At 68.6% G+C, this 26,704-nt stretch carries 29 protein-coding genes; 9 read left to right on the forward strand and 20 right to left on the reverse strand.

The window, feature by feature from the left end:
• Window positions 1-34: 34 nt before the first annotated feature.
• A complete protein-coding gene (locus tag AC07O3_RS21845; protein ID WP_354338062.1) occupies window positions 35-895 on the reverse strand; it encodes a LysR family transcriptional regulator in 861 nt (286 codons plus the stop codon).
• Between the two features lie 111 nt (window positions 896-1,006).
• Here AC07O3_RS21845 and AC07O3_RS21850 point away from each other — a divergent pair, with 111 nt between their 5' ends.
• From AC07O3_RS21850 to AC07O3_RS21860, 3 genes are all read left to right on the forward strand, one after another.
• The gene (locus AC07O3_RS21850) at window positions 1,007-1,405 is read left to right on the forward strand and encodes a tautomerase family protein (RefSeq protein WP_093059894.1); all 399 of its coding nucleotides are present in this window, start codon (window positions 1,007-1,009) and stop codon (window positions 1,403-1,405) included.
• Between the two features lie 39 nt (window positions 1,406-1,444).
• Entirely contained in the window at window positions 1,445-2,803 is a 1,359-nt protein-coding gene (locus AC07O3_RS21855; protein ID WP_495340330.1) for a tetratricopeptide repeat protein, read from the forward strand.
• A 138-nt stretch (window positions 2,804-2,941) separates the two neighbouring features.
• Window positions 2,942-4,537 (forward strand): N-acyl-D-amino-acid deacylase family protein, encoded by a 1,596-nt coding sequence (locus AC07O3_RS21860; RefSeq protein ID WP_093079476.1) that lies wholly within the window; start codon window positions 2,942-2,944, stop codon window positions 4,535-4,537.
• A gap of 16 nt (window positions 4,538-4,553) precedes the next feature.
• Here AC07O3_RS21860 and AC07O3_RS21865 read toward each other — a convergent pair whose 3' ends face one another.
• On the reverse strand, window positions 4,554-5,252 hold the full coding sequence (locus tag AC07O3_RS21865; RefSeq protein WP_093059900.1) for a histidine phosphatase family protein: 699 nt from the start codon (window positions 5,250-5,252) through the stop codon (window positions 4,554-4,556).
• 76 nt (window positions 5,253-5,328) lie between these two features.
• On the reverse strand, window positions 5,329-5,910 hold the full coding sequence (locus AC07O3_RS21870) for a Yip1 family protein (protein WP_495340331.1): 582 nt from the start codon (window positions 5,908-5,910) through the stop codon (window positions 5,329-5,331).
• A 125-nt stretch (window positions 5,911-6,035) separates the two neighbouring features.
• Here AC07O3_RS21870 and AC07O3_RS21875 point away from each other — a divergent pair, with 125 nt between their 5' ends.
• The gene (locus tag AC07O3_RS21875) at window positions 6,036-6,749 is read left to right on the forward strand and encodes an alpha/beta fold hydrolase (protein ID WP_426390295.1); all 714 of its coding nucleotides are present in this window, start codon (window positions 6,036-6,038) and stop codon (window positions 6,747-6,749) included.
• 18 nt (window positions 6,750-6,767) lie between these two features.
• On the opposite strand, the gene pcp is transcribed toward AC07O3_RS21875, so the two are convergent.
• From pcp to AC07O3_RS21910, 7 genes are read right to left on the reverse strand one after another with little or no spacing between them, the layout of a single operon-like run.
• Window positions 6,768-7,430: a pyroglutamyl-peptidase I gene (gene pcp, locus AC07O3_RS21880; protein WP_495340332.1), complete on the reverse strand. Its 663-nt coding sequence runs from the start codon at window positions 7,428-7,430 to the stop codon at window positions 6,768-6,770.
• A gap of 31 nt (window positions 7,431-7,461) precedes the next feature.
• Window positions 7,462-8,202 carry a 5-oxoprolinase subunit PxpA gene (gene pxpA, locus AC07O3_RS21885; RefSeq protein ID WP_093059908.1) on the reverse strand — a complete coding sequence of 247 codons (741 nt, stop codon included), beginning with the start codon at window positions 8,200-8,202 and terminating at the stop codon, window positions 7,462-7,464.
• Between the two features lie 34 nt (window positions 8,203-8,236).
• Complete coding sequence (locus tag AC07O3_RS21890; protein ID WP_495340333.1) at window positions 8,237-9,235, reverse strand: 5-oxoprolinase subunit C family protein; 999 nt, start codon at window positions 9,233-9,235, stop codon at window positions 8,237-8,239.
• Window positions 9,232-9,894: a 5-oxoprolinase subunit PxpB gene (gene pxpB / locus AC07O3_RS21895; RefSeq protein ID WP_495340334.1), complete on the reverse strand. Its 663-nt coding sequence runs from the start codon at window positions 9,892-9,894 to the stop codon at window positions 9,232-9,234. Before pxpB ends, AC07O3_RS21890 begins: the two co-directional genes overlap by 4 nt.
• A 6-nt stretch (window positions 9,895-9,900) precedes the next feature.
• Window positions 9,901-10,404 carry a pantetheine-phosphate adenylyltransferase gene (gene coaD, locus AC07O3_RS21900; protein ID WP_081269908.1) on the reverse strand — a complete coding sequence of 168 codons (504 nt, stop codon included), beginning with the start codon at window positions 10,402-10,404 and terminating at the stop codon, window positions 9,901-9,903.
• Between the two features lie 43 nt (window positions 10,405-10,447).
• Window positions 10,448-11,098 (reverse strand): RsmD family RNA methyltransferase, encoded by a 651-nt coding sequence (locus tag AC07O3_RS21905; protein ID WP_495340335.1) that lies wholly within the window; start codon window positions 11,096-11,098, stop codon window positions 10,448-10,450.
• A 43-nt stretch (window positions 11,099-11,141) separates the two neighbouring features.
• On the reverse strand, window positions 11,142-11,777 hold the full coding sequence (locus AC07O3_RS21910; protein ID WP_093059916.1) for a LysE/ArgO family amino acid transporter: 636 nt from the start codon (window positions 11,775-11,777) through the stop codon (window positions 11,142-11,144).
• A 75-nt stretch (window positions 11,778-11,852) separates the two neighbouring features.
• On the opposite strand from AC07O3_RS21910, the gene AC07O3_RS21915 reads away from it, so the two are divergent.
• Window positions 11,853-12,770 (forward strand): LysR family transcriptional regulator ArgP, encoded by a 918-nt coding sequence (locus AC07O3_RS21915; RefSeq protein ID WP_495340336.1) that lies wholly within the window; start codon window positions 11,853-11,855, stop codon window positions 12,768-12,770.
• Window positions 12,771-12,777: 7 nt separating this feature from the next.
• Here AC07O3_RS21915 and AC07O3_RS21920 read toward each other — a convergent pair whose 3' ends face one another.
• Together AC07O3_RS21920 and AC07O3_RS21925 are read right to left on the reverse strand one after the other, a co-directional pair.
• The gene (locus AC07O3_RS21920) at window positions 12,778-14,154 is read right to left on the reverse strand and encodes a M16 family metallopeptidase (protein WP_495340337.1); all 1,377 of its coding nucleotides are present in this window, start codon (window positions 14,152-14,154) and stop codon (window positions 12,778-12,780) included.
• Window positions 14,155-14,171: 17 nt separating this feature from the next.
• On the reverse strand, window positions 14,172-15,611 hold the full coding sequence (locus AC07O3_RS21925) for a M16 family metallopeptidase (protein WP_495340338.1): 1,440 nt from the start codon (window positions 15,609-15,611) through the stop codon (window positions 14,172-14,174).
• Window positions 15,612-15,640: 29 nt separating this feature from the next.
• Here AC07O3_RS21925 and ftsY point away from each other — a divergent pair, with 29 nt between their 5' ends.
• Complete coding sequence (ftsY, locus tag AC07O3_RS21930) at window positions 15,641-16,864, forward strand: signal recognition particle-docking protein FtsY (protein ID WP_495340339.1); 1,224 nt, start codon at window positions 15,641-15,643, stop codon at window positions 16,862-16,864.
• A 133-nt stretch (window positions 16,865-16,997) separates the two neighbouring features.
• On the opposite strand, the gene AC07O3_RS21935 is transcribed toward ftsY, so the two are convergent.
• Window positions 16,998-18,800 (reverse strand): ATP-binding response regulator, encoded by a 1,803-nt coding sequence (locus AC07O3_RS21935; protein ID WP_256216916.1) that lies wholly within the window; start codon window positions 18,798-18,800, stop codon window positions 16,998-17,000.
• Between the two features lie 2 nt (window positions 18,801-18,802).
• Complete coding sequence (locus AC07O3_RS21940; protein WP_495340340.1) at window positions 18,803-19,513, reverse strand: response regulator transcription factor; 711 nt, start codon at window positions 19,511-19,513, stop codon at window positions 18,803-18,805.
• A 185-nt stretch (window positions 19,514-19,698) separates the two neighbouring features.
• Here AC07O3_RS21940 and AC07O3_RS21945 point away from each other — a divergent pair, with 185 nt between their 5' ends.
• Together AC07O3_RS21945 and rpoH are read left to right on the forward strand one after the other, a co-directional pair.
• Entirely contained in the window at window positions 19,699-20,163 is a 465-nt protein-coding gene (locus AC07O3_RS21945; RefSeq protein WP_426390305.1) for an Mpo1 family 2-hydroxy fatty acid dioxygenase, read from the forward strand.
• A gap of 98 nt (window positions 20,164-20,261) precedes the next feature.
• Window positions 20,262-21,203, forward strand: a complete 942-nt coding sequence (rpoH, locus tag AC07O3_RS21950; RefSeq protein ID WP_093079510.1) for an RNA polymerase sigma factor RpoH — start codon at window positions 20,262-20,264, stop codon at window positions 21,201-21,203.
• A 44-nt stretch (window positions 21,204-21,247) separates the two neighbouring features.
• On the opposite strand, the gene AC07O3_RS21955 is transcribed toward rpoH, so the two are convergent.
• From AC07O3_RS21955 to AC07O3_RS21980, 6 genes are read right to left on the reverse strand one after another with little or no spacing between them, the layout of a single operon-like run.
• Entirely contained in the window at window positions 21,248-22,069 is an 822-nt protein-coding gene (locus AC07O3_RS21955; RefSeq protein ID WP_093057637.1) for a DNA alkylation repair protein, read from the reverse strand.
• Window positions 22,070-22,085: 16 nt separating this feature from the next.
• On the reverse strand, window positions 22,086-22,703 hold the full coding sequence (locus tag AC07O3_RS21960) for an SCO family protein (protein WP_093057636.1): 618 nt from the start codon (window positions 22,701-22,703) through the stop codon (window positions 22,086-22,088).
• A gap of 10 nt (window positions 22,704-22,713) precedes the next feature.
• Complete coding sequence (gene cyoE / locus AC07O3_RS21965) at window positions 22,714-23,619, reverse strand: heme o synthase (RefSeq protein ID WP_093057635.1); 906 nt, start codon at window positions 23,617-23,619, stop codon at window positions 22,714-22,716.
• A complete protein-coding gene (locus AC07O3_RS21970) occupies window positions 23,616-24,848 on the reverse strand; it encodes a COX15/CtaA family protein (protein WP_093057634.1) in 1,233 nt (410 codons plus the stop codon). The genes cyoE and AC07O3_RS21970 overlap by 4 nt, the downstream gene beginning before the upstream one ends.
• An 8-nt stretch (window positions 24,849-24,856) precedes the next feature.
• The gene (locus AC07O3_RS21975) at window positions 24,857-25,537 is read right to left on the reverse strand and encodes a redox-active disulfide-containing membrane protein (RefSeq protein WP_093057633.1); all 681 of its coding nucleotides are present in this window, start codon (window positions 25,535-25,537) and stop codon (window positions 24,857-24,859) included.
• Complete coding sequence (locus AC07O3_RS21980; protein ID WP_093057632.1) at window positions 25,524-26,375, reverse strand: SURF1 family protein; 852 nt, start codon at window positions 26,373-26,375, stop codon at window positions 25,524-25,526. The genes AC07O3_RS21975 and AC07O3_RS21980 overlap by 14 nt, the downstream gene beginning before the upstream one ends.
• A gap of 27 nt (window positions 26,376-26,402) precedes the next feature.
• On the opposite strand from AC07O3_RS21980, the gene AC07O3_RS21985 reads away from it, so the two are divergent.
• A complete protein-coding gene (locus AC07O3_RS21985; RefSeq protein WP_093057631.1) occupies window positions 26,403-26,633 on the forward strand; it encodes a twin transmembrane helix small protein in 231 nt (76 codons plus the stop codon).
• Window positions 26,634-26,704: the final 71 nt, after the last annotated feature.

Here is a 26,704-nt window from a genome sequence, read left to right on the forward strand (position 1 = left end):
GTGACGCAAATCCCGCGCCACCCCAGAGCCGGGCTCACACCAGATGCGTGGCCAGCAGCTCCCGGGCCCGGGTCACGAACGCCGTTTCTCCCCTGCGACCGGGCAAGAACTCAAAGGCGACACGCGGCAGCGCCGGCAGCCCGTGGGGGGTGGCCAGCCGTGCCACGCCGTCGCTGATGGCCGATTCGTTGAGGCAGGCCACGCCCAGCCCCGCAGCCAGCGCCGACTGCAGCCCCGCCACGCCCGAAGCCACATGCGCCAGCGCGTAGGGCACCCGCCGGCGCCGCAGCAGCGCCACGGTGAACTGGTGCAGCGAACAGGTGTCCGGCAAGGCCAGCAGCCGCACCGGCTCGCCACGCACGAGCCGCATGCCCGCCGCGCCCAGCCACGCCAGCGATTCGCGCCGGATCACCGACGCCCGGGGCTGCGCGGCGGAAACCCCGGCGATGTTCATCGCCACGCCCACATCGAAATCTCCGCGCGCATATGCAGCGCGCAGATCGTCGCTCTTCAGGATGGTGACGTGCAGCCGCACTTGCGGATAACTCTCGCCGAGCCGCCCCAGCAGGCGCGTCAGGTCCCCGGGCCGGAAGTAGTCGGTGACGGCGAGGCGCAGCTCGCCCTGCAGTGTCTCGCCGTGCAGGTCGCGAAACGCCTCGTCGCTCAGCGACAGGATGCGCCGCGCATAGCCCAGCAGCCGCACGCCCGCCTCGGTGGGTGAAACGCCCGCCTTGCTGCGCGTGAGCAGCGACTGCCCGGCCCGCTCTTCCAGCTTGCGGATCTGCTCGCTGACCGACGACTGCGAAAGAAAGACGCGCGGCGCGGCGGCCGTCAGGCTGCCTGCGTCGACGACCGCCGCCAGCGTGCGCAGTTGCTCCAGATCAAAGCCTTGCATGACTCATCCATCCGTTAATCCGATGAAATCCATCATATCTTCCCGCTTTTCCGATTGATAGGGAGTTCCCACAATCGCCCCATCGACCACTCATTCACCCAGGAGTCCACCATGCCCCACATCGTCGTCCACCTCTCCGGCCAACCCGACGCCGCCCTCACCCGCAAGACCGTCGACACGGTCGCCGAGCTCACCCAGAGCGTGCTCGGCAAGCAATTGCCGGTGATCGCCATCACTGTGCAGTACATCGCCGCCGACGCCTGGTTCATCGGCGGCCAGACGCTTGCCTCGCTCGGCAAGTCGGCGTTCCATCTCGACATCAGCATCACTGACGAGACCAACACCAAGGCCGAGAAGGCGCGCTACCTGCGCGAGGTGCACGCGGCCATGGCGAAGATCCGGCCGGACCTGCACGAGGTGTCGTACATCCACGTGATCGACGCGCGCGGCGCGGCCTACGGCTACGGCGGCAAGACGCAGGAGTACCGCCACCAACAGGCCGGTGTCTGAGTCGTTGAAGCATCTCCGGGGGCATGGCACCATGCCGCCATGCCCTCCGGAAAACCGCTCGCCGACAGCCTCGGCAACCCGCTCACCCTCGACGACCCCACCAGCCTGCCGCTGGTCGACGACTTCGTCATGGGGTTCATCTCGACAGAGGCTCGCGCCGTCAACCTGATCGCGGTGGCCGACACCGATGCGAGCCCCATCGTGCAGGCCTACTGCGCCACGCTGCACCTGTTCGCCGAATCGCGCGAGGCCGTCGCCAACGCCCGGCCCTTTCTCGACAAGGCCCGCGCCGGCGCCGCACGCGCGACGCCGCGCGAGCAGCGCTACATCGCGGCCATCGAGGCCTGGGCCGACGGCGACATCGCCCGCGCCATCTCGCTGCATGCGGAGCAGGCCCGCGAGCATCCGCGCGACCTGGTGTCGGTCAAGCTCGGCCAGTACCACTGCTTCAACACCGGCGACTGCCCGGGCATGCTTAAGCTCGCGCTGGCAGTGCTGCCGCACGCGGCCGACGTGCCCTACGTGCACGGCATGGCGGCCTTCGGCTACGAGCAGTGCCACCTGATGCGCGAGGCCGAGGCGAGCGCACGCCGCGCCATCGCCATGTGCCGCAAGGAGCCGTGGGCGCACCATGCGCTGGCGCACGTGATGCTCACCGAGGGCCGGCTCGCCGAAGGGCTGGCGTTCATGCAGAGCGTGAGCGACACCTGGACCGGCCTCAACTCGTTCATGGTCACGCACAACTGGTGGCACATGGCGCTGTTCCTCATCGACCTGGGTCGCGATGCCGAAGCGCTCGCGGTGTACGACGAGCATGCCTGGGGCGTGGTGAAGGACTACTCGCAGGACCAGATCGGCGCCGTCTCGCTGCTCGCACGGCTGGAGCTCGCGGGCATCGACGTGGGCAGGCGCTGGGAGGACGTGGCCGGCTACCTGCGGCAGCGCCAGGCCGACCACGTGCTGCCCTTTCTCGACCTGCAGTACCTCTACGGCCTGGCGCGCGCCGGGCGCCCCGAGGCGGAGGTTCTGCTGTGCAACATAGTGGCCTTCGCGCCGAACGCGCCGGCATCGACGCGCGCGGCATGGCAGCGCGTGTGCGTGCCGGCCGCGCACGGACTGGTGGCGCATGCGCGCAGCGATCTCGCGGCAGCCATCGAAGGGCTCGGCACTGCCCTGCCGCGCATGATCGAGATCGGCGGCAGCCACGCGCAGCGCGACCTGTTCGAGCAGGTGTATCTCGATGCGCTGGTGCGCAGCGGTACGGAGGCTTCGCTGTCCGCTGCCCAGGGCATCCTCCAGCAACAGCTCAATGGCCAGCCCGAGTCGCTGCGCCTGCGCCGGCAGACGGCGGCGGTGTACGAGCGCCTCGGCCTCGGGCAGCTTGCGACGCACGCCTGAGCGCATCTGCGAGCACCGCCCGGCAGCCCATGCCTTCAGGTCATGGGGCATGGTGCAAAAGGAATTGGCGATGACCCGGAGGCGGCTCCTAAACTGGCCGCTCCCTATCGACAAGAAGCCTTCAAGGCCCCATCGCCCATGCGCAAGTCTCTCGTCACGCTGGCCGTTCTCTCGGCCCTCGCACCCTTCGCACCCACCCTGCATGCCGCCGAGGGAACGCCCGTCGCGCTCGACCTGCTGCTGCGCGGCGGCACCGTCTACACGGGCGACTCCGACACGCCGGTGGTGGGCGATGTCGGCATCGCGGGCGACCGCATCGTGTTCGCGGGCAAGGCGGCGCCAGCGCAGTTCACGGCAAGGCGCGTCATCGACGCCACGGGCATGGTGGTGGCGCCGGGCTTCATCGACGCCCACACGCATGCGGATGCCGACCTGCACTCGAACGATCCGAAGAAGCGGCTGAACATCCCGTTCATCACGCAGGGCGTGACCACCGCGGTAATCGGCAACGACGGCTTCGGCGGCTTCGACATCGCGGCGCAGGCGCAGAAGCTGCGTGCCGCGCCGGTGGGCACCAACGTGGCCATGTACGTGGGCTTCGGCCCGGTGCGCATGAGCGAGCTGGGCGAAGCCAACCGGGCACCGACGCCCGAGCAGCTCGAGGCGATGAAGAAGCGCGTGAGCCAGGGCATGTGCGAAGGCGCGCTTGGCCTTTCGACCGGGCTCTTCTACACGCCGCAGAACTTCTCGAAAACCGAGGAGGTCATCGAGCTCGCGAAGGTGGCGGCGCGGCACGGCGGCCTGTACGACAGCCACATCCGCGACGAGTCCATGTACAACATCGGCCTCAAGGGCTCCATCGACGAGGCGATCCGCATCGGCCACGAGGCGAAGCTGCCAGTGCATGTGGCGCACATCAAGGCGCTGGGCGTCGACGTGCAGGGCCAGAGCGGCGACATCATCAAGCGCATCGAGAAGGAACGCGCGGGCGGGCTGGACATCACGGCCGACCACTATCCGTGGACCGCGTCGAGCACGCGCTTCTCGGCCGCGCTGCTGCCGCCCTGGGCCAACGAGGGCGGCCGTGCGGCGACGCTGCAGCGCTTCGACGACGCCTCGCAGCAGGAGCGCCTGCGCAAGGACATGCGCGAGAACCTGCGGCTGCGCGGCGGCCCCGAGGCCATCCTGTTCTCGGCGGGCAGCACGAAGTACGTGGGCAAGACGCTGGCCGACGTGGCCAAGGCGTCGAACGCCGATCCGGTGGAAGCCGCCATCGCGGTGCTGCGCGACGGCGACCTGATGATCGCCTCGTTCAACCAGAGCGACGACGACGTGCGCGCCTTCATGAAGCGGCCGTGGGTCATGACCTCGTCCGACTCGTCGCTGGGCCATCCGCGCGCCTACGGCACCTTCGCGCGCAAGTACGACCAGTACGTGGTGAAGGAGCACACGATCTCGCTGGCGCAGTTCATCCGCAGCAGCTCGTCGCTCACGGCCGACACGCTGGGGCTGAAGCAGCGCGGGCACCTGCGCCCGGGCTACTACGCCGACGTGGTGGTGTTCGATCCGGCGCGCTATGCGGCGAAAGCCACCTACACGCAGCCGACGCTGCTGTCGGAAGGCGTGAGCACGGTGCTGGTGAACGGGCAGCTCGCCGTCGACGGCGGCAAGCCCACGGGCGTTGGCGCCGGCCAGCCGCTGCTGCGCACGCCGAAGGCGGGCAGCTGCGGCTGAGGCCGAGGGCCCTTCCTCAATCCTTGTTCTTCAGGTGCCGCGTCTGGTCGTAGGTCGGCTGCGGCGGCAGGTCGGCCAGGTGTCGCGTGTCGGCCCACTCGACGATCTCGATGTCGTCGGGCCGGGCCGCGTCGGCGATGCGGATGCGGTTGAAGCCCGCATTGGGAATGTCGCTCTGGCGCGGCCCGCTCAGGCTCAGGCCCCTTGCAGTGCGCCACACCATGTCGAGCACGCCGCCATGGGTGACGACGATCAGGTGCTGCCCCTTGTGCGCGGCGGCGATGCTGCCCAGCGCCGCGATGATGCGCGTGTGGAACTCGCGCGCCGTCTCGCCTTCGGGCATGGCGTGGTCTTCGCGAAACTCCAGCCACTCTTCCCAGGCGCGCGGATGCAGGCTCTGGATTTCGTCGGAGCGCATGCCCTCGACCACGCCGAAGAACTGCTCGCGCAGCCCCGCAGAAGTGACCACCGGCAGCGACAGCTGCGACGCCGCGGGCGCTGCGGTCTGCTGCGCCCGCATGAGGTCGCTGCTGAGAATGTGTTGCACCACCGTCTCGCCGGCCAGCCGCAGGCCGAGGCGGCGGGCTTGCTCATGGCCGATGTCATTGAGCGGAACATCGGCGTGCCCCTGAAAGCGCAGTTCGCGGTTCCAGGCGGTTTCGCCGTGGCGGATGAGGATCAGGTCGGTGGTGGTGTCGGGCTTGGGCGTTGGCATTGACGCCCATTTTCCACCGTGCGCGTGACGCTCGGGCTTTTGTGGCCCGCAAGCTGTTGCTCGACCGCCACCGCGCCTAGAGCCGTACCGGCGACGGCGTGAGCAGCGCCAGCACCCACGCGATGATGAAGCCGCCGACGATGGCGCAGACCACCACAACCGCGGTGTACGCAATGGCCTTGTCGAGCGGGCACTTCATGAGCACCGGCAGGCCGGTGTAGAGCAGGTACACGCCGTACAGCGCCGCCAGCGCACCGAGAACCGACAGCGAAGGCAGCAGGCTGAAGATGCCTCCAACGAAGGCCGCGGTGCTGGCATAGGCCGACAGCTTGAGCGCGCCGATCTGGCTCCTGGTGCCCTCGAAGGTCGGCGCCATTGCGTCGATGATGAGTGCGAGCACGAACACCATCACCAGCGACAGCACGTAGCCCACGACCATGTTCGCGAGCCCCGAGACGATCGGCACGCGAAAGCTCACACCGAAGGCGCCGATGCCGATCAGCGACAGGCCGATGAAGCTCGCCACCGCCGGGATCAGCGCGAGGATCATCACGTAGTTCCTGTAGAGCGAAGCAGCGTCGGCCGGCTCCGCGTCGATCTCGGGCCATGTGGCCTTGGGCTTGAGCAGGATGGATTGCGCGCGTTCAACCAGGTTCATTGAGAGTCCTCGGCATGAGTCTCAAAAGTATGCCGAGGTCGCTTCCGGATGACTGCTGGCCAGGAAGCCTATGCCATGCGCCATGCCGCGACGCTGGCTGCCGCATTCGCGCAAAATCCGTCTCCATGCCCAATCTCATCCTGCTGCCCGGCCTCGCTTGCGACGAGCGCATCTGGGAAGCCCAATTGCCCGCCCTTCCCTCCGCCTTCGGCGCCCGCGTGAGCGACGTCCAGCGGCACAACGACACCATCGAGGGCATGGCCGCAGCCGTGCTGCGCGACAACGAGGGGCCGCTGATTCTGTGCGGCGCCTCGATGGGCGGCATGGTCGCCATGGAGGCGGCCCGCCAGGCGCCCGGGCGCATTGCCGGGCTCGCGCTGCTCGGCACCAGCGCACGGCCCGAGACGCCCGACATGTTCACGCTGCGCGAGGGCGCCATCGAATACTTCGAGCGCGGCGAAGTGCGCGACGTGATCGAGCCGAATGTCTACTTCGCCTTTCACCCCACACAGGCGGCCGACCCGGTGATGGTGCAGCGCTACCTCGACATCGTGCTGGGCGCGGGCGCGGAGCAGCTCATCCGCCAGAACCGCGCGGTGATGCGGCGGCCCGATGCGCGGCTGCACCTCGCGTCGCTGCGCGCGCCGGTGCTGCTGGTGTGCGGCGACGAAGACCGGCTCGCGCCGCCCGAGTGCACGAGCGAGATGGCGGCGCTGCTGCCGCAGGCGCAAGTCGTGTGGGTGCCCGAATGCGGCCACATGCTGACGATGGAAAAGCCCGAGCTCGTCAACGCCGCGCTCAACGGCTGGCTGGCGAAGCACTTCCCGGCTGCCGCCTGAACGCGCTGGCCGGCCGCCTCAGTGCAGCTGGCCGCCGGTTTCGGCAACGTCGCGCTTCACCGCGAGCGCGGTCGTCACGGCGATACGCAAGGCCTTGACCATCGTTTCAAGCGACATGCTCGGCGCACCCGGAAAGCGCGCTGCCTGCTCCGGCAGGCAGGGAATATGGATGAAGCCGCCGCGCTGCCCCAGCACCGGATGCGTCGCGATGCGGTGCATCAGGCCATAGAAGATATGGTTGCAGACGAAGGTGCCCGCGCTGTTCGACACCGAGGCCGGCACACCGGCCGCGCGCAGGTCACGCACCATGGCCTTGATCGGCAGCGTCGAGAAATACGCAGCGGGAGCCCCCGGCACCACGGGCACGTCGATGGGCTCGCGGCCCTTGTTGTCGGCCGTGCGGGCATCGTCGATGTTGATGGCGATGCGCTCCGGCGTGAACTCCGCACGCCCGCCGGCCTGGCCGATGCACAGCACCAGCTGCGGCTGGAGCTCGTCCATCGCGCGGACGAGCGCATCGATGGCATCGCCGAAGACGCAGGGCACCTGGCGTGCATGCACTGTCGCGCGACCGCTCTTCCAGCCGTCGAGCGCATGCACCGCTTCCCATGACGGATTGATCGCTTCCTGCTCGAAAGGATCGAATCCGGTCAGCAGGACGTTGATGGGCTTTGCTGCCACGGCACGGCCCGTTGCGTGTTCAGGTTGTCCGTCAGGCCATCGCCTGGACGGCAATGCCTTCCTGCTGCAGCCGCTCGCGGATGCGGCGCGCAAAGGCCAGTGCGTGGGCGCCGTCGCCATGCAGGCACACGGTCTGCGCATTGACGGGCACGACGCTGCCGTCGATGGCGGTCACTCGGTGGTCGCGCACCAGCGAGAGCGTTTGCGCGATCGACTGCTCTTCGCTCTCGATCAGCGCGCCAGGCTGGCTGCGCGGCACGAGGCTGCCGTCGGGCATGTAGCCGCGGTCGGCGAACACCTCTTCGACCGGCGCGAGGCCGGCGCGACGGGCCGCGTCGATCATGTTGCTGCCCGCTAGGCCGAAGAACTTGAGCGAAGGGTCGAAGCGGCGCACCGCCTCGCACAGCGCGTCCGCCAGCTCGGGCTCCTTCACGGCCTGGTTGTAGAGCTGGCCATGCGCCTTCACGTGCGAGAGCTTGCCGCCCTCGGCCTTCACGATGGCCGCCAGCGCGCCCACCTGGTAGAGCACGTTGGCCACGATCTCGTCGGGCGGCAGGTGCATGGTGCTGCGGCCGAAGTTCTCGCGGTCCGGAAAGCTGGGGTGCGCGCCGATGGCTACGCCGTTCTGTATCGCCCAGCGCACGCACTGCTGCATGGTCTTGGCGTCGCCCGCGTGCCAGCCGCAGGCGATGTTGGCGGAGCTGACAAGTGCGAGCAGGGCTTCGTCGCTGCCGGCGCCTTCGCCGAGGTCGGCATTGAGGTCGATTTGCATGGTGGGGCTTCCTTTTCCGCGAGTTCCGCGGAGTCTATGCCGGGCTCGGCCAGCCTGCAGCGGCCAGCCCTTGTGCCACCTGCGACAGGTAGCGCTGCTGGTCGGCCCATGCGGCCAGCGCCTGCGGCTGATCGACCTGCACGAGGCGCAGCCTGCCGTTGAGCGGCGCCTGCGCGAGCTTCCAGAGATCGGCGCGAATGACCACGCCGATGCGCGGATAGCCGCCGGTGGTCTGCGCGTCGCCCATCAGGATGATCGGCTGGCCCGAGGGCGGCACCTGGATCGTGCCGGGGATCACGCCCGACGAGAGCATGTCGCCGCCGCGCTTGCGCTTGAGCTCGGCGCCCGCGAGCCGGCTGCCCATGCGGTTGCTCTGCGGCGTGATGCGCCAGCGCTCGCCCCACAGTTGCTCGCGCGCGCCCAGCGTGAACAGTTCGAACTCGGGGCCGGGCAGCACGCGCAGGGCGATGGCGCCGTCGTCTTCGTTGGGGCCCCAATCGGGACCGCGCAGGCCGAAGGCTCGGCGTTCGCGCTGCGCTGCGTTCAGCGGCGAAGTACCCGTCGGCAGCCGGTCGCCCTTGCGCAGCGCACGGCCTTCGTGCCCACCGAAGCCGGCCTTGAGGTCGGTGCTGCGCGAGCCGAGGATCTGCGGCACGTCGATGCCGCCCGCCACCGCCAGCCAGCTGCGCAGGCCGACCTTCTTCACGCCGGGTGCATTGGCGCCCGCGAGCCTGAGCGTCTGGCCGGCCACGACCGGCACGCTCCAGCAGGGCCACAGCGGCACGCCATCGAGGCTGGCGCTGAAGTCGTCGCCGGTGAGGGCGATGCGCGTGTCGGCTTCGAACTGCAGCTCGCAGCCGCCCATCGTGAGTTCGAGGCCCGCCGCGCCATCGGCGTTGCCCACGAGCCGGTTGGCCAACGTGAGCGCCAGCACGTCGAGCGCGCCGCCCGGGCAGATGCCGAGCTGCCGATGGCCGTGCCGGCCCAGGTCCTGCACCGACGCGAGCACGCCGGGTTTGCGGATGACGATCATGTCTGCATGCTCTCTGCGACGAAGCGCACGCGGTCCCCGGGGCGCAAGAGCGTGGGCGATTCGGCCGTGGGGTCGAACAGCTCGAGCGAGGTGCGGCCGATCAGCTGCCAGCCGCCCGGCGACACCAGCGGGTAGATGCCGGTCTGCTCGCCTCCGATGCCGACCGAGCGCGCGGGCACCGCTGTGCGCGGCTCGGCGCGGCGGGGCGTGGCGAGTTCGGGCGGCAGGCCGCCCATGAAGGCGAAGCCCGGCAGGAAGCCCAGCAGGTAGACGATGTATTCACCGCCGCTGTGGCGCCGCACCACCTCGGCCGGCGTGAGGCCGGTGTGGGCGGCGACATCGGCCAGGTCCGGCCCGTGCTCGCCGCCGTAGGCCACCGGAATCTCGACCAACCGGCCCGTCACGCCACCAGTCGGCAGCTTCGGCCATGCTTCGAGAACGTACGCAGTGAGCGTGTCGAGGTCGATCGCGGTCGGGTCGAAGGTCAGCGTGAGGTTGTTCATGCCCGGCAGCGTTTCGCCAACGCCGGGCCATTGCCGGGCGCGCTCCGCAAGGGCCCAGATGCGCTGCTGCTGCGCCAGCGTGGCCGGCGCGGGCAACTCGCAGAGCAGCGCTGCATCGCCCAGAAGATGCAGTCGGGGCGGCGGGGTGCCGCTCATCGCGGCTTATTCACGGCCGAGGCTGCGGACTTTGGCCGCCAGCTGCTGCTCCACGTTGGGAGAGACGAACTTGTGGACTTCGCCGCCGAGCATGGCGATCTCGCGCACGAAGGTGCTGGAGATGAACTGGTACTTGTCGCTGGGGGTCAGGAACACGGTCTCGACATCGGGCATCAGCGAGCGGTTCATGCCCGCGAGCTGGAACTCGTAGTCGAAGTCGGTCACGGCGCGCAGGCCGCGCACCATGGCCTTGCCGCCGCGCGCGACGACAAAGTCGCGCAGCAGGCCCGAGAAGCTCTCGACGGTGACCTGGTCGCTGTAGGGCTTGACGGCCTCGCGGGCCATGTCCATGCGCTCTGACAGCGTGAACAGCGCCTTCTTGTGGTGGCCCGCCGCGACGGCGACGATCACCTTGGAGAAGAGCTGGGTGGCACGGCGCACCACGTCCTCGTGGCCGAGGGTGATGGGGTCGAATGTGCCGGGGTAAACCGCGATGACGTTGCTGGCCATGGTTGCTTCTTCCTCATGCTGCCGGTGCGGCTTGTTCGGCGGATTATGCAGTCCCCTCGGCAGCCAGCCGCAACAGATGGGCGTGCACTGCGCCGGCCTTCAGGTAACGGAAACCGACAAGGCCGAAGGCGGCCAGTTCTTCATCGCTCCAGCGGCGCGGTGCTTCGAGGTACACCGAGCCGCCGGCACGCAGCGCACGCGCGGCGGCGCGCAGGGCCGGTTCGTAGAGGGCTGTGCTGTCGAAGGGCGGGTCGAGGAACACGGCATCGAGGCTGCCGGAGGGCGCGCGTTCGAGGGCTGTGACGCCGTTGCCGCGCTCGATGCGCACAGCCTCGGCGCTCAGCTTGGTCTTGGCGGCCTGGAGCTGCGCGACCAGCGCGGCGTCCTGCTCGCACAGCAGCACATTCGCCGCGCCGCGCGAGGCGGCCTCGAAGCCGAGCGCTCCGGTGCCCGCGAAGGCGTCGACGCAGTGCCATCCCGGCAGTTCGCCGCCACCAGCGCCTGCGAGGCTTGCGAGCCAGTTGAACAGGGTTTCGCGTACGCGGTCGGGTGTGGGGCGCAGGCCGGGCTTGTCGGCCACGGCGAGGCGGGTGCGCTTCCATTCGCCGCCGATGATGCGCACCTCGCTGGGCTTCGACGGGCGCTTGGGCTTGGGTGCTGCGGGACGGGAGGCGGGGGCGGCTTTCTGGGGCATGCGGCGAGCTTAACGCCGCCGCATGCGCGCCCTCATAGGACCTTCAGAGCCCTGCGAGCGCTCGCTGTGCCAGCATGGCGGCCAGCAGAAGCATGGTGCCGCCAATGAGCGCATCGAGCATCTGCCAGGCACGCGGCCGCGCGAACACCGGTGCGAGCAGCCGCGCGCCGAAGCCCAGCGAGGTGAACCACAGCGCGCTCGCCGTGGCGGCGCCCGCCACGAACCAGACTTTGAGCAGCCCCGCGTACTGCGCGCCCGCGCTGCCCACGAGCAGCACCGTGTCGAGGTAGACGTGCGGATTCAGCAGCGTGAAGCCGGCCGCCTGCGCCACCACGGCCACGCGCGACAGTGAGACGCCCTGCGCCGTGGTCTGCAGCGCGGCGGGCTGCCGCGAGCGCCACAGCGCCTTGAGCCCGTAACCGCAGAGAAAGGCCGCACCGAGCCCGGCGAGCACGGTGGCCAGCATCGGCCGCCCCTGCAGCGCCTGTGCCATGCCGGCGACACCGGCGCCGATCAGCACCGCGTCGCTGGCCGCGCAGAACAGCACCACCGCGCCCACGTGTTCCCGGCGCAATCCCTGGCGCAGCACATAGGCGTTCTGCGCGCCGATGGCGACGATGAGGACCAGGCTCATGAAGAGCCCGTTGGCGAAGGCAGTGGTGACGTGTACGGCTTGCATGCTTCGAGGATGCCGCCCGCTCAGGATTAATTCAAACTAAACTTTCTTAATCCGATTCAGTTTTACTTCATCACCATGCTCGACTACGCCGCGCTGAACGCCCTTGCCGCCGTCGTACGCGAGGGCAGCTTCGAACGCGCCGCCCGCACGCTGCACGTCACGCCCTCTGCGGTGTCGCAGCGCATCAGGCAGCTCGAAGAGCGCACCGGCGGCGCGCTGCTGGTGCGCGGCCAGCCCTGCGTCGCAACGGAGGCTGGGCTGCAACTGTGCCGGCACGTCGAGCGCGTGGGCATGCTGGAACACGAGCTGCGCGAGGCCCTGCCTGCCCTCGGCATGGGCGGCGACGAAGCGGGCGACGAGCGCGTCACGGTGCGGGTGGCCGTCAACGCAGACAGCCTTGCGACCTGGTTCGTGGCTGCCGCCGCTGCCTTCGCCACGCAGGAACAGGCTGCGCTGCTCGACCTCACGGTGGACGACCAGGACCATACGGCCGAGCGGCTGCGCAGCGGCGCGGTGTTCGCGGCGGTCACCGCGCTGGCGCAACCGGTGGCGGGGTGCAACAGCGAGGCGCTGGGCACGATGCACTACGTGGCGGCCGCGAGCCCCGCGTTCGTGCGTGAACACTTCTCCAAGGGCGTGGGCGCCCGCACGCTGGCGGACGCCCCGAGCCTGGTGTTCGACCGCAAGGACCGGCTGCAGACGCGCTGGGTGCGGCGCATCTGCCACCGCAATGTCGAGACGCCGCGGCACTGGATCCCTTCGCCCAACGCATTCGTCGAGGCGGCGTGCGCGGGCATGGGCTGGGGTATGCATCCGGCCAGCATGGTGGCCGGTGCAATCAAAGACGGCAGGCTGGTTGAACTGGTGCCCGGCTCGACGCTGCCGGTGCCGCTCTACTGGCAGCAGGCGCGGGCGGCGCCGCGGCTGCTCGAACGACTTGGGGTGGCGGTGCGGGCTGCCGCCAGCAGTGGCCCGCACGCCCTGGTGGTGTGACCGCCGCTCAGGGCTGCGCCTTGGCGGTCGTCTTGGCTTCCTTGCCGCCCACCACCACCGTCACCATGCGCTCGGGCTGCAGCTTGCGCTGGAAGGCCGCCTTGACGTCGGCCGCCGTAACCGCGTTCATACGCGCGGTCCAGGTGTCGAGGTAATCCAGCGGCAGGTCGTGCCAGGCGATGTTGGCAACGTTGCCGATCAGCTTGCGGTTGCTGTCCAGCAGCAGAGGAAAGCCACCGATCAGGTTGTCCTTCGCGGCCTTCAGTTCGCTGGCGGTCGGGCCTTCGGCCACGAACTTTGCGAGCACTTCGCGCGACATCCTCACCGCCTCTTCGGCCTGGTCGGGCCGGGTCTGGAAGCCGACGCGGAAGGCGCCCGCCTCGAGCCCCGGCGCGAAGCCGCTGTAGATGCTGTAGGTCAGGCCGCGCTTCTCGCGCACCTCGTTCATTAGGCGCGAGACGAAGCCGCCGCCGCCGAGCACGTAGTTGCCGAGCGTGAGCGCGAAGTGGTCCGGGTCCTTGCGCGGATAGCCGGGCTGGCCGATGAAGACGTGGGCCTGTGCCGAGTCGAAGGAAATGCGCTCGTCCTTCGGCGCGGTGAGCGCGGCCACTGGTCCAACGGCAGGCAGCGGCGTGCAAGCCTCGGGGCCGGGCAGGCGCGACAGCAGCGTGGTCGCGATCGTCTCGGCCTCGGCACGCGTCACGGCGCCCACGATGCTGAGCTTGGCGCGGCACGGCACGATCAGCTGCTGGTAGCGCTGGCGCATGGCGGCGGTGTCGATGCGCGCGAGCGTTTCTTCCGTCACTTCCTGGCCGTAGGGGTGCACGCCGTACACGGCTTGCGCGAAGGCGCGGCCCGCAACGGTCGCGGGCTTGGTGTTGGCTTCCTTGATGGCCGCGTTGATGCGTTCGCGCTCGCGCAGCCACACGTCGTCGGGAAATGCCGGCTCGCCGATCTCACGCGATGCCAGCGCCACCGCCTTGTTCAGCAACGCCGGATCGGACAGGGTGCGCAGCGAATAGCTGGTGCGATCGGTGCCGGCGCTCACGTCGAAGCTGGCGCCCAGATCGGCCCAGGCTTCGCCCAGGGCGTTCTGGTCGAGCGCCGGTTCGCCACCCTTGCCGGCGCGCACGCCCTTCTCGACCATGGTCGCGGTGGTGCTGGCCAGGCCAGCCTGTGGTGCGGGGTCGCGGCGGCTGCCGGCGTCGAAGTCGATCTGCACGTCGACGATCGGCAGCGCGTTGGTCGACACGAGGTAGATTTTTGCGCCGTTGGCCAGCGTCCACTGCTGGATGGGCAGCGCAGCCTGCGCGCTGGTGATGCCCACGATGGCGGTGACGCCCGCGAGCAGGGCGCACTGGGCGATCTTCTTGAGAGTTTTCATGGAACGGGACCTGTCTTTCAGCGCATTTCGCCTGCGGGCGCCGCGAAGCCACGGCCACGGGGCTTGGCTTCGGGCGGCAGGGGGCGCAGCGTGGCGACCGTGAGCTGGTCGTCACCGAAGTATTTGGCGGCCACGGCCTGCACCTGGGCGGCCGTGACGGATTGCAGCCGGGCGACGATGCGCTCGCTGGCGTCGAGCGGCAGGCCCTGGACCCAGTTGCTGCCGAGTTCGCGCGCCTGCGCCATCACCGAGTCGCGCTTGTAGGTTTCGCTCGCCACCCACTGGGTCTTGACGCGGGCCAGTTCGGCTTCGCCCACGCCCTCTTTGGCGACGCGCGCCAGCTGGGCGCGCAGCGCGGCCTCGACCACCTCGGCGCTCTTGCCGGCAGCCGGCACGCCGTCGAGCACGAAGAGCTGCGGGCCGCGGCCCATGAAGCCCGAATAGGCACCAGCCGAATCGGCGACACGGCCGGGGCCCTGGGTGAGCGCGCGGTCGAGCCGCGCGCCGGCGTAGCCGTCGAGCACGGCGGACAGCACCACCAGCGCCCAGGCGTCGCTGTTCGCGTCGTCGATGCTGGCGAGCTGCGGCACGCGGAAGGCCAGCGACACATACGCCTGCTCGGCCGGCGCCTTCAGTTCGATGCGGCGGATGCCGCGCTGCGCCGGCTCGGTGCGCGGCTTGCGCGCAGGCACGGCGCTCGACGGGATGCGGCCATAGTACTTCTCGGCCATGGCGCGCACCTGGGCCACGTCGACATCGCCGGCCACCACGAGCACGGCGTTGGCGGGCACGTACCAGCGCTTGAAGAAGGCGCGTGCGTCCTCGGGCGTCATCGCGTCGAGGTCGCTCATCCAGCCGACCACGGGGCGGTGGTATGGCGAGGCGGTGAAGACTGCGGCGTTCTGCTGTTCGCCGAGCAGCGCGCGCGGCTGGTCTTCGGTGCGCAGGCGGCGTTCTTCCTTGACCACCTCGATCTCGCGCTTGAACTCGTCGTCAGGCCACTGGTTGTTGGCGAAGCGGTCCGATTCGAGCTTCATCACCTGCTCAAGGCTGCCGACCGGAATCTGCTGGTAGTAGCCGGTGTAGTCACGGGTGGTGAAGGCGTTTTCCTGGCCGCCAAGGGCCGCCACGCGGCGCGAGAACTCGCCGGGCTTGATGTCCTTGGTGCCCTTGAACATCATGTGTTCGAGCGCATGTGCCACACCGGAGGTGCCGTCGACTTCGTCGATGGAGCCGACGCGGACCCAGACCATCTGCACCGCCGTGGGCGAGCGCCGGTCGGGCTGGACGATCAGCGTCATGCCGTTGGCAAGCGTGAATTGCTGGGGGCCGGGCGCCGCGGCTGCGGCGGCGGAAGGTTGGGTAGTCTGGGCCTGCGCAGGCATGGCCCATGGCGCCAGAAGCGCCATCGCCAGCACCGCACCAGACGCAGCACGGCGTGGCGGGAGGTGTTTCATAGAATGGGTCGGATTGTAAAAAGCTCCTGATGTTCAGTTTCTTCAAGAAAAAACCGCCTGCCGAAACCCCCGATACGCCGGCGCCCACCCCGCCGGCCGCACCGGCGCCTGCCCCCGAAGCCGCGCCGGCGCGCTCGGTGTTCTCGCCTTCGAGCTGGTTCGGCTCGAAGCCGGCGGCCGAAGAAACGCCGGCTCCTGCTGCGCCGCCAGCACCAGCGCCCTCCCCGGCGCCAGCGCCTGTCGCAACTCCAGTAGCGGCACCCGCGCCAGCCCCCGCATTCGTTCCACCGCCTGTTCCGACCCAAGCTCCCGCGCCGGTTCCCACACCCGCCGCCGAAATCGCCGTCGCCACCGAGCGCAAGGGCTGGCTCGACAAGCTCAAGACCGGCCTGCGCAAGACCGGCACCGGCATCCAGGCCGTGTTCGTCAACGCGCAGATCGACGACGCGCTTTACGAAGAACTCGAATCCGCCCTGCTGATGGCCGACACCGGCGTCAAGGCGACCGAATACCTGCTTGACGACCTTCGCGGCCGCGTCAAGCGCCAGATGGCCACCGACGCAGCGCAGGTCAAGGTTTTGCTGGCCGAGGCCGTGGCCGACCTGCTCAAGCCGCTCGAGAAGCCGCTGGTGATCGGCCAGTTCACGCCCACCGTCATCATGGTGGCCGGCGTCAACGGCGCGGGCAAGACCACCTCCATCGGCAAGCTCACCAAGCACCTGGCCACCGAAGGCGCCTCGGTGCTGCTGGCCGCGGCCGACACCTTCCGCGCCGCGGCACGCGAGCAGTTGCTGGTCTGGGCCGACCGCAACACGGTCGAGATCGTGAGCAACGAGGGCGGCGATCCGTCGGCCGTGAGTTTCGACGCGGTGAACGCCGGCAAGGCGCGCGGCAAGGACGTGGTGCTGGTCGACACTGCCGGCCGCCTGCCGACGCAGCTGCACCTGATGGACGAGCTGAAGAAGATCAAGCGCGTCGTCACCAAGGCCGACGCCACGGCGCCGCACGAGGTGCTGCTGGTGATCGACGGCAACACCGGCCAGAACGCGCTCGCGCAGGTCAAGGCCTTCGACGAAACGCTGGGCCTCACCGGCCTGATCGTGACCAAGCTCGATGGCACGGCCAAGGGCGGCGTGCTGTGCGCCATTGCGCGCGAACGGCCGATTCCGGTCTATTTCATCGGCGTGGGCGAGAAACTCGAAGACCTCGAAACCTTCAACGCCCGCGAATTCGCGCAGGCGCTGCTCGGATAAAAAAAAACGGCCCCGGCTTGCGCCGGGACCGCTTCGCTTTTTCTCCCTCTCCCCTTTTCCTTCTCTTGCGGGAACGCAATGCAGCGAAGGTAGTGCGCGCAGCGAATGCTCGCCAGTGCCGAAAGTCATGGGCTCATCTGGCAACGGCAACTTCGGCCATCGCCTGCAACAGCGAATCGGCCACGACCGGCTTGAACAGCACCGGCACCTGCGACTCGCGAACCCGCTGCAGCCGGTCAGGCGAGGTCTCGCCGGTGATGAGCAGCAGCGGCGTCGTCACGCCCTGGCCCTGGCTGAGCCGCAGGCCCGCATCGAGCCCGTCGGCGCCGTCGGCCAGCCGGTAGTCGCACAGCAACAGATCGAAGGGGCGGCCCTCGCCGCTCGCCTGCCGCAGGGCAGCGGCAGCGCCGGCCTCGTCCGCCACCGCATGGGCGTCGATTGCGTGGGAGCGCAGCAGGCCCATCATGGCTTCGCGGATTTCCAGTTCGTCGTCGAGCAGCAGCACGCGCCCGGGCAACACTGGCGCCGGACCGCGGCGCTGCCCGGTGGCAGCGTCGGCCGTGGCGGCCGGCGCCAGCGCCCCGATCAGCTCGCGCGCCGCCGCACTGACTGCCGGCACCACCACGCGAAAGTGCGTACCCCGCCCCAGCCGCGAATGCATCTGCACCGGATGCCCGAGCAGCCGCGACAGCCGCTGCACGATCGACAGCCCGATGCCGAGCCCCCGCGAGCGGTCGCGGCCCGGATTGTTGATCTGATAGAACTCCTCGAAGATCCGGCCCGACTGCTCCGGCGCAATGCCGATGCCGCTGTCGCGCACCTCGATCCACACCGCGTCGCCGCGCTCGCGCGCCATCACCGTCACGCCGCCGCGGGCCGTGTACTTGAGGGCGTTGTCGATCAGGTTGGACAGCATGCGGTGCAGCAGCTGCGGGTCGCTGTGTACCCACAGGCCGCTGGCGCGCACGCGCAGCTGCAGTTGCTTCTGCTCGGCGCGCGCCGCGAAGGTGTGGTTGAGGGGCAGGAACAGCGCGTCGAGCTGCACCGGCTGCGGCGCGGGTGTGATCACGCCGGCGTCGAGGCGCGACACGTCGAGCATGGTGTCGAGCGAGGCGCCCAGCGCGTTCACCGCGCGCATCAGGCGCTCGGCGTTGCGGCCCTCGGGGCGGTCGCGCAGTTCATTCTCCAGCGCGGCGCCGAACAGCGCGATGGCATGCAGCGGCTGGCGCAGGTCGTGGCTGGCGGTGCCCAGGAAGCGGGTTTTTTCTTCGCTCGCGCGCTCGGTGGCGGCGATCTGCTCGCCGAGCCGCGCGGCCAGCGCCTCGTTCTCGAAGCGCAGCATGAGCGACGCGGTCAGCAGCTTGTGCTGGCCGACGCCCGCGTGCAGCGTCAGCAGCAGGTAGGCCGCGCCGGCTGCCGCCAGGAACAGGTGCAGCCCGTCGCCCTGCCACGCCAGCGCGGTGATCATGCCCAGCGACATCGGCATCGTGTAGCCGAAGAGCGCCGGCTTCAGCGGCCAGAGCGACTGCGCCGCCCGCGCGCAGCTGCCGACGATCACGGCCATCAGCAGCGAAGTCATGGGCAGGTTGTCGTGCGGCACGATGAGCCAGGGCACCACCGCCGTGACCATGCTCACCAGCGTGACCATGCGCGAAATCTTGCGCGCCCAGTACGCGCTTTCACGCACGGGCCGGGACGGATTCCAGCGCGGCGTGAAGAACACGTAGATGTCGGCCATCAGCAGCCCGGCCAGCCAGAACAGCAGGCTCGGGTCTTTCAGCTGCGAATAGATGATGCTGCCGAACACCACCACGAAGGCCATGTGCGTCAGTGTCGAGACGCCGTAGGTGCTGTAGACCGAGGCAACGTGCTCCCGCAGCACCCGCTGGCCGAGTGCGTGGTCGGCGGAGGGGTCGTTCGACGCGTCGGGCTGCACGCTCAATGCAGGGTGCTGATCAACTGGGCGCGCGAGCGCATGCCGAACAGCAGCAGGATGGTCGAGACATGGTTCTTCACCGTGCCTTCGCTCAGGTTCGCGAGCTGCGCGATTTCCTTGTTCGCCTTGCCTTCGAGCACCCATTGCAGCACCTGCATCTGCCGCGGCGTGAGTTCCTGCCAGGCGCTGGCGTGGGCGAACTCGGCATAGCCGGTGAGCGATTTGGGCACGGCCGGTGGCGGCACCTCCGCCGCGCCGGGATCGAGCAGGCCGCAGGCGCGGATGAAGCTCACCACCTCCTTCAGGTCGGCCGACTTCGGCAGGAAGGCTGCGGCGCCCAGCGCGAGCACGCCCTGCGCCAGCGTGCTGTTGCCAGTGCCCGAGAGCACCACGATCCGCGCGGCGGGAAAGCGCAGCCGGAACTCGGCCACGCCGCTCAGGCCGTGCGTGTCGGGCAGGGCCAGGTCGAGCAGCACGAGGCCGATGGAAGCCTGGTGGGTTTCGTACAGCGCGAGTGCGTCCGCAACGTTGCCGGCCTCGAAGACTTCGATGTTCGCGCCGGACGGGGTGGCCTGCGCCTGGACCAGCGCGCAGACACCCAGGCGCAGCAGGTCGTGGTCGTCCACAACCAGGATCGCCCTGGGCGGGCGGGCGGGCGCGCCAGTCTCCGCGGCCGGTGACAGAGGTGCGGGTGGGGAGTCGAAGGATGCCACGCGCCGATCTTAGCGATGTAACCTTCTGGTGACAGTGCATAAAGTCATGGCAGCCGCCGTGGCTGTAGTGCTTTATGCTACTTTTTTGATAGCAATTTCGCATCGCATGTGCGCTTGCCATCGGGCTTCTCTGTGGGCACCATCGAAAGTCTCGCCGCACCGAACGGCGCCCACGGAGACTTGTCATGACGCACACCGCAGCCGCCCCCCTTGAATCGACCGACCGCAAGGTCGACCGCCTGCTCGCTCACTATGAAGAGAGCCACCGCAACCCGACCAACGAGCTGATCCATTTCGTGGCCATCCCGGCCATCATGCTGAGCATCGTCGGGCTGCTGTTCGCGCTCCATCCCTGGGTAGCCTACGGTTTCGTGGCCGCCAGCCTCGTCTACTACGCACTGCTGCGCGCCCCGGCCTTCCTGCTGACCATGCTCGCGCTGACCGCCCTGGCCCTGGCGCTGGTGCATGCGATGGGCGGACTTGTATTGCCGATTTCAGCCGCTATCTTTGTGGTGGCCTGGATCTTTCAGTTCGTGGGCCACAAGATCGAAGGCAAGAAGCCTTCGTTCTTCGAAGACATCCAATATCTGTGGGTCGGCCCTCTGTTCGTGCTGTCCAAGCTTTTCCTAAAGCTGGGCGTGCGCTGGTAGCCATTGGCTATTCCGGCGATAGAAATTCAAGGGAACCCTTGGTTTAGCACTCCCTCTAACCGAGTGCTAATATGGCCCACACAAAGGAGTTTCCCCTGATGACAACGCTGTCTGGAGTCTCTGCCAACCAGCTGGCCGTCGCCAATCCATGGTCGATGGTTCCGCCGCTGGGCAACCTGGATGCCTACATTTCGGCCGCCAACCGCCTGCCGATGCTCACGCTCGAAGAAGAGCAGGGCTTCGCACGCAAGCTGCGCGACCAGAACGATCTCGAATCCGCTGGTGCGCTCGTGCTGTCGCACCTGCGCCTCGTCGTTTCCATTTCCCGCCAATACCTGGGCTACGGGCTGCCGCACGGCGACCTGATCCAGGAAGGCAACGTCGGCCTGATGAAGGCCGTGAAGCGTTTCGACCCCGACCAGGGCGTGCGGCTCGTGAGCTACGCCATGCACTGGATCAAGGCCGAGATCCACGAGTACATCCTGAAGAACTGGCGCATGGTCAAGGTCGCCACGACCAAGGCCCAGCGCAAGCTGTTCTTCAACCTGCGCTCGATGAAGCAGGGCTTCAAGGCCGACTCGGCTGCGGCCGACAACGGCACGCACCGCGAAACGCTGAGCCCCGACGAGGTGTCGCAGATGGCGACCCGGCTCAACGTCAAGCCTGAAGAAGTGCTCGAGATGGAAACCCGCCTGTCGGGCGGCGACGTCATGCTCGATCCGGGCCCGTCCGACGACGGCGACGAAACCTTCGGCCCGATCGCCTATCTGGCCGACGCCACGCAGGAACCGACTGCCCTGCTCGAATCGCAGCAACGCGACCGCCTGTCGAGCGACGGCATCGCCACGGCGCTCGAAGCGCTGGACGACCGCAGCCGCCGCATCGTGGAAGAGCGCTGGCTCAAGGTGAACGACGACGGCTCGGGCGGCATGACGCTGCACGACCTGGCCGCTGTGTACGGCGTGAGCGCCGAGCGCATCCGCCAGATCGAAGTCGCGGCGATGAAGAAGATGAAGAAGGCGCTTGCGGACTACGCGTAAGCCAGTCGCCCTCCAAGGAAAAAGCCCGGTATCCCGGGCTTTTTTCATTTGGAAAGCGTCCGCATCGCCCGCTTGGCGATGTAGCGGGTTTCAGCCGTGTCCGACTCCGCCACCCACCGCGCGCAGAGCTTGTCGACCCACTCGCCCTGGCTCTTGCTCGCGTCGTTGAGCCAGTTCGCCACCGAGTTCTGCACATAGCGGCTGGGGTCGGCGCGCAGTGGTTCGATCAGCGGCAGCGCGCGCCACGGCTCGGTCTTCAGCGCATCGATCTGCGCGCACCACACGCCGCGCGGACGCGTGAGCTCGCTGGCAAAGCGGCGGATGTTGGGGTCGGCGTCAAGCACCCACGGCTGCAGCAGTGCGAACGCTTCGTCGAGCGACTCGATGACCGCGTCGCGCACCGCCATCCATGCGATTTCCCGCACGCCGAAATGCGAGTCGGCGGCGAAGCGGCGCACCGCCTCCAGCTGCGCCGGCAGCGGCAGGCCCGAGAGCGTGACCCACTGCGCGGCCCAGCAGCGGGCCACGTCGCTCGCGTGCGTGGCCAGCCGGTGGGCGACGGCATCGCGCTCGCCATGCAGCGCCGTCAGGTCGTAGAGCGCACGCGCGATGTGCCCGTGCCGCTGCATCGGCTTGAAGGCGCTCAGCATCGCGATCGTGTCTGCCAGCCGTTCGCTCTGCGCATCGAGACCGATGTGCCCCGCCACGCTGCGCGCCAGCCGGGGCAGCTCCAGCGCCATGAATTCGTTGAGGTTGACGGTTTCGAGCAGCCCGTCGTTGAGAGCACCCAGCACCTCGGGTGGGATCAGCGCGATACGGAAGGCCCCCTTGCGCCCTTTCAGGTGCTCGACCGAGCCGGCGTCCATGTGCCCGGAGCCCTTCTCAGGAAGCCAGCAGCGTCTTCAGGTCGGACACCATCGACGGCACGCCCGCGCCGTAGCGCGCGTAGAGCCGCAGCCGGCCCTGCGTGTCGTAGACGTAGCTGGCGGCCGAGTGGTCCATCGAATAGCTGGTCGGCGTCTTGCCGTCGACCTTCTTGTAGTAGACCTTGTAGTCCTTCGCGAGCGCGACCAGCTCGTCGGCCGTCGGGATCAGCGCGACGAAGCTCGGGTCGAACGCGCCCATGTAGGCCTTGAGCACCTCGGCCGTGTCCCGCGCGGGGTCGACCGTGACGAACAGCACCTGCAGCTTGTCGCCGTCCTTCCCGAGTTGCTGCTTGACCTGCGCCATCTCGGTCATCGTGGTCGGGCAGACGTCGGGGCATTGCGCATAGCCGAAGAACAGCACGACCACCTTGCCCTTGAAGTCGGCCATGGTGCGGACCTTGCCGTCCGCGTCCTTCAGCGAGAAGTCCTTGGCGTAGTCGGCACCGGTGATGTCGACCGCAGTGAAGCTTTGCTTGGTCTCGCTGCAGGCCGAGAGGCCCAGGCCGAGGGTGGCGGTCACGCCCACCCAGCCGGCGCCCGCGGCAATCAGTCGAAGAGCGTTGCGCTTGTTCATGGAAACGTGGTCAGTGAATGTAGTGATCGACGAGCAGCGCCAGGAACAGCACGCTCAGGTGGATCAGCGAAAAGCGGAAGGTCTTGCGCGCCAGCGTGTCGGAGTAGTTGCGCCACAGCGCAAACGCATAGCCGGTGAAGCCGATGCTCACGGCGACGGCAACCGCCAGGTACAGCCAGCCGCTCATGCCGTAGATGAAGGGCATCAGACAGGCCGCGAACAAGATGAAGGTATAGAGCAGCACCTGCAGCCGCGTGAACTCGTTGCCGTGCGTGACGGGCAGCATCGGCAGGCCGGCCTTGCGGTAGTCCTCCACGCGGTAGAGCGCCAGCGCCCAGAAGTGCGGCGGCGTCCACAGGAAGATGATGAGGAAAAGAATCAGCGCCTCGGGCCCCACGTCGCCTGTCATCGCGGCCCAGCCCAGCACCGGCGGCATCGCGCCCGACGCACCGCCGATCACGATGTTCTGCGGCGTCAACGGCTTGAGGATCACGGTGTAGATCACCGCGTAGCCGACGAAGGTGGCAAAGGTCAGCCACATGGTGAGCGGATTGACCGTGAACCACAGCAGCACCGAGCCGGCAGCGCACAGCAGCGCCGAGAAAATCAGCGCCTGCAGATCGCTGAGCTGCCCGCGCGCCGTGGGGCGCCAGGCGGTGCGCTTCATCTTGGCGTCGATGCCCTTCTCGACCAGGCAGTTGAACGCCGCCGCTGCACCCGCCACCAGCCAGATGCCGATGCAGGCCAGCACGGCGCGCTGCACATCGGCCCACGAAGGCAGGCCGGGCACGGCCAGCACCATGCCGATCAACGCGCAGAACACGATCAGCTGCACCACGCGCGGCTTGGTCAGCGCGTAGAACTGGCGCAGCACATTCGCGGTACTGGTTTGCTGAACGGGGATCGGGGTGCTCACGCGGCGGCCTTCCTTTGATTGTTGTTGTGACCTGGTGCATTGTCACTGGCGCGCGCAGTCTGCGCCGCCAGGTCGCGCCGGCTCTCGCACAGGGCCCAGGTGAGCACAACGGCCAGCGCTGCGGCGCCGCCGGTATGAAGCACGGCCGCGGCCAACGGCCAGCCGAGCAGCACGTTGCCAAGGCCCGTGGCCAGCTGAAGCAGCGCCAGGCCCGCGAGCCATCGCGCCTGCGGGCGGAGTGTCTCGATGCGGCGCAGGCGCCATGCCAGCACGCCGAGCGCGACGAACACGGCATAGGCCATCAGCCGATGCGCGTAGTGAATCGCGGTGAGCGCGGAAAAATCGAGCGGCTGGCCTTCGCCGGTCACGCCGAGGTGACGCCAGATTTCGAAGCCCTGCGCGAAATTCATGGCTGGCCACCAGCTGTCCTGGCAGGTCGGGAACTGCGTGCAGGCCAGCACCGCGTAGTTGGTGCTGACCCAGCCGCCGAGCGCGATCTGCAGCACGAGCAGGACGGTGGTTGCGATCAGTCCGTTGCGCAGCGCGGGCGACACGGCCGTGGGCAGTCGCTGCGCCGCGCTCTGCTGGTAGCGCACCGCTTGGATGCACAGTAGCGCCAGCAGCACGATGGCGCCCATCAAATGCGTGGTGACGATGGCCGGGAACAGCTTCCAGGTGACGGTGAGCGCGCCGAATGCGCCTTGCAAGCTCACGCCAACGAGCGTCGCCGTCGGCCACCAAGGATTCAGCACAACTTGCGCGATGGCAGGCGGAGGCTGCGGCGCGTTGCCGGCCTTGGGCCCGATGGAAGGCCACCAGCGCACCAGCCAGGTCGCCAGGGCCAGCACGAGGATCAGCACGCCGACACCCGTTGCCAGGTAGCGGTGAACCATCTCGACCCAGGCCTTGCTGTGCGTCACCGGGCCGGTCGGCTGTGCGGCTTGCGCCATCGCGATCTCGTGGCGTGCGCCGGCCGGGCTGGCATTGCCGTAGCAGCCGGGCCAGTCGGGGCAGCCCAGGCCCGAATCGGTGAGCCGCGTGAAGGCGCCGAACAGCGTGAGATCGAAAGTGAGAAACAGCGTGAGCACGGTCAGCGCATGCAGCCGCCGCGCCGGGCCTGCGCCCGCGTTGCGGCGCCACACCCACACCAGCGGGCCGAGCGCGATCAGCACGCCGGCGGCCATGAGCCAGGCGATGGGCTTCAGATCGTAGAGCGAGCTCGTGTCCATGCGAGGTTTCAGCGGCCCGGTTCGTCCCACGACGCCGAGGCGCGCAGCAGGCGATCGAGGTCGCGCTTGGCGCGGCCGGCGCCGGCGGCGTCCATGCGGGCGGGGAAACGCATCATCCAGTTGCCCATCGGGTCGACCACGTACAGGTGTTCGGCCAGCGAGTGGCCCTGCACAGGCGCGAGCCACTTGGCCAGTTGGTCGGCCGGCACGCGCAGCACGGTGGCGCCGTGCAGGCCGTTGTTCAGGCGCTCAGGCACGGGAGCGGCGTCGCTCACGAGCCAGACGCGGTCCATGCGGTCTTTCTCGCGGCCCAGGCTTTCGCGCAACTGCCGCTGCAGGTAGAGCTGCTGCTCGCACAGCGCGTCGCAGGCCGCATCGGCCACGGCCACCAGCAGCCATTGGCCCTTGAGCGTGGCGAAGTCGACCGGTGCGCCGTTGCGGTCGGTGGCGATCAGCTTCGGCAGCTCGTGCTGCGGATCGATCAGCTCGCCATAGACGCTGCGGCCTTCGGGCCGGATCACGTAGTAGGTGAAGTACGAGGCAATGACCGGCGCCGCGCACATCAGCATCACGGCGATCATCTTCCAGCGCCCGACGACCGTGCGCCGGCCCTCTGCACCGTCGAGCGCCTGGTTGGGCGACGGCATCGAATGCACCGTCAGGCCCAGCGGCTCGTCAGAAGCGGCCATCGCGTGCGCGGCGCCGTGAGCGGCGGAAGGGTGTGATGAATTGGAACCAGACATAGAGGATGACGACGAGGGCCGACAGGCCGAACCACTGGAATGCGTAACCGTAGTGCCTCTCCAGGCCCAGCGCCGGGGCCGGCCAGTCGCGCTGCAGGCCCTCGGAAGCCGGTCCGCTCTGCTGCAGCGACACGTCGGTGCGCAGCGGCAGTTTGGTCTCGGCACGGAAGGCCTCCAGGTCGAGATTTTGCCGGATGGGCGAATACCCTTCGGCGGCCTGTGCCGGGGCGGCCGGCGCGGAGGCTGCCGTGGCGGGCGCAGAGGCGGCGGGCACGGGCGTCGGTGCGGACGTGCCCAGCTCCAGCAGATGGCTCGGCGGCGGCTCGATCAGGCCCGTGACCTCGACGATGCCGGCTGGCGTCTCGACCGCACCCAGCTGCGTGCGATCGACGAAATTGCGCTGGATCCAGCCGCGCTGCACCATCACCGCCTGCTCGGTGCCTTCGAGGGCGAAGGGCGTCAGCACGTAGAAGCCGGGCGTGCCGTGCATCTGGCGGTTGTCGAGGTACACGGTCTGCGTTGGCAGCCAGAGCCCGCGCAGGCGCACCGGACGGTGCAGCGAGTCGGAGGCTTTCTCCAGCGCCAGGAATTCGGCCTGGGTCAGCGCCGGCTTGAGCTTCTGGGCGTCGATGTCGGCCTGCAGCGCTTCCTTCTGCGCGGCGCGCGAGAGCTGCCAGCGGCCTAGCGAAACGGTGGCCGCCACGGTCAGCACGGCGGCGATGGTGATCAGCCAGAAACGGCCCGGGCGGCGCCGGTCTTCGGAATACAAGGGTTCAGGGGTCACTGGAGAGAACGGGGCGTGCGGCCGATAATGCGGGTCATGAAATATTTCGTCGCCCTGGTGTTCCTGGGCATCTTCGCGAGCCTCGCGTTCGCCCTGTACTTCATGCTGAAGGACGGGCGCAACGGGCGCGCCAAGAGCGGCGGCATGGCGCGAGCGCTCACCTTTCGGATCGGCCTGTCGGTGTTTTTGTTCCTCTGCATGCTGCTCGCCTGGAAACTCGGCTACATCCAGCCCACCGGACTCCCGCTCGGCAAGTAGATGGTGCTCGTTCCACGAGAACCACGAAAAAGGCGCCTTACGGCGCCTTTTTCGTGGAATGCCGCGAGGTT

Source organism: Variovorax sp. GW821-FHT09D05, assembly GCF_059416325.1.

Excerpts from the sequence above, each read along its gene's own strand:
- AC07O3_RS21845 (WP_354338062.1), bottom strand. The coding sequence starts at position 895 with ATGCAAGGCTTTGATCTGGAGCAACTGCGCACGCTGGCGGCGGTCGTC.
- AC07O3_RS21850 (WP_093059894.1), top strand. The coding sequence starts at position 1,007 with ATGCCCCACATCGTCGTCCACCTCTCCGGCCAACCCGACGCCGCCCTC.
- AC07O3_RS21855 (WP_495340330.1), top strand. The coding sequence starts at position 1,445 with ATGCCCTCCGGAAAACCGCTCGCCGACAGCCTCGGCAACCCGCTCACC.
- AC07O3_RS21860 (WP_093079476.1), top strand. The coding sequence starts at position 2,942 with ATGCGCAAGTCTCTCGTCACGCTGGCCGTTCTCTCGGCCCTCGCACCC.
- AC07O3_RS21865 (WP_093059900.1), bottom strand. The coding sequence starts at position 5,252 with ATGCCAACGCCCAAGCCCGACACCACCACCGACCTGATCCTCATCCGC.
- AC07O3_RS21870 (WP_495340331.1), bottom strand. The coding sequence starts at position 5,910 with ATGAACCTGGTTGAACGCGCGCAATCCATCCTGCTCAAGCCCAAGGCC.
- AC07O3_RS21875 (WP_426390295.1), top strand. The coding sequence starts at position 6,036 with ATGCCCAATCTCATCCTGCTGCCCGGCCTCGCTTGCGACGAGCGCATC.
- pxpA (WP_093059908.1), bottom strand. The coding sequence starts at position 8,202 with ATGCAAATCGACCTCAATGCCGACCTCGGCGAAGGCGCCGGCAGCGAC.
- AC07O3_RS21890 (WP_495340333.1), bottom strand. The coding sequence starts at position 9,235 with ATGATCGTCATCCGCAAACCCGGCGTGCTCGCGTCGGTGCAGGACCTG.
- pxpB (WP_495340334.1), bottom strand. The coding sequence starts at position 9,894 with ATGAGCGGCACCCCGCCGCCCCGACTGCATCTTCTGGGCGATGCAGCG.
- coaD (WP_081269908.1), bottom strand. The coding sequence starts at position 10,404 with ATGGCCAGCAACGTCATCGCGGTTTACCCCGGCACATTCGACCCCATC.
- AC07O3_RS21905 (WP_495340335.1), bottom strand. The coding sequence starts at position 11,098 with ATGCCCCAGAAAGCCGCCCCCGCCTCCCGTCCCGCAGCACCCAAGCCC.
- AC07O3_RS21910 (WP_093059916.1), bottom strand. The coding sequence starts at position 11,777 with ATGCAAGCCGTACACGTCACCACTGCCTTCGCCAACGGGCTCTTCATG.
- AC07O3_RS21915 (WP_495340336.1), top strand. The coding sequence starts at position 11,853 with ATGCTCGACTACGCCGCGCTGAACGCCCTTGCCGCCGTCGTACGCGAG.
- AC07O3_RS21920 (WP_495340337.1), bottom strand. The coding sequence starts at position 14,154 with ATGAAAACTCTCAAGAAGATCGCCCAGTGCGCCCTGCTCGCGGGCGTC.
- AC07O3_RS21925 (WP_495340338.1), bottom strand. The coding sequence starts at position 15,611 with ATGAAACACCTCCCGCCACGCCGTGCTGCGTCTGGTGCGGTGCTGGCG.
- ftsY (WP_495340339.1), top strand. The coding sequence starts at position 15,641 with ATGTTCAGTTTCTTCAAGAAAAAACCGCCTGCCGAAACCCCCGATACG.
- AC07O3_RS21945 (WP_426390305.1), top strand. The coding sequence starts at position 19,699 with ATGACGCACACCGCAGCCGCCCCCCTTGAATCGACCGACCGCAAGGTC.
- rpoH (WP_093079510.1), top strand. The coding sequence starts at position 20,262 with ATGACAACGCTGTCTGGAGTCTCTGCCAACCAGCTGGCCGTCGCCAAT.
- AC07O3_RS21955 (WP_093057637.1), bottom strand. The coding sequence starts at position 22,069 with ATGGACGCCGGCTCGGTCGAGCACCTGAAAGGGCGCAAGGGGGCCTTC.
- AC07O3_RS21960 (WP_093057636.1), bottom strand. The coding sequence starts at position 22,703 with ATGAACAAGCGCAACGCTCTTCGACTGATTGCCGCGGGCGCCGGCTGG.
- AC07O3_RS21970 (WP_093057634.1), bottom strand. The coding sequence starts at position 24,848 with ATGGACACGAGCTCGCTCTACGATCTGAAGCCCATCGCCTGGCTCATG.
- AC07O3_RS21975 (WP_093057633.1), bottom strand. The coding sequence starts at position 25,537 with ATGGCCGCTTCTGACGAGCCGCTGGGCCTGACGGTGCATTCGATGCCG.
- AC07O3_RS21985 (WP_093057631.1), top strand. The coding sequence starts at position 26,403 with ATGCGGGTCATGAAATATTTCGTCGCCCTGGTGTTCCTGGGCATCTTC.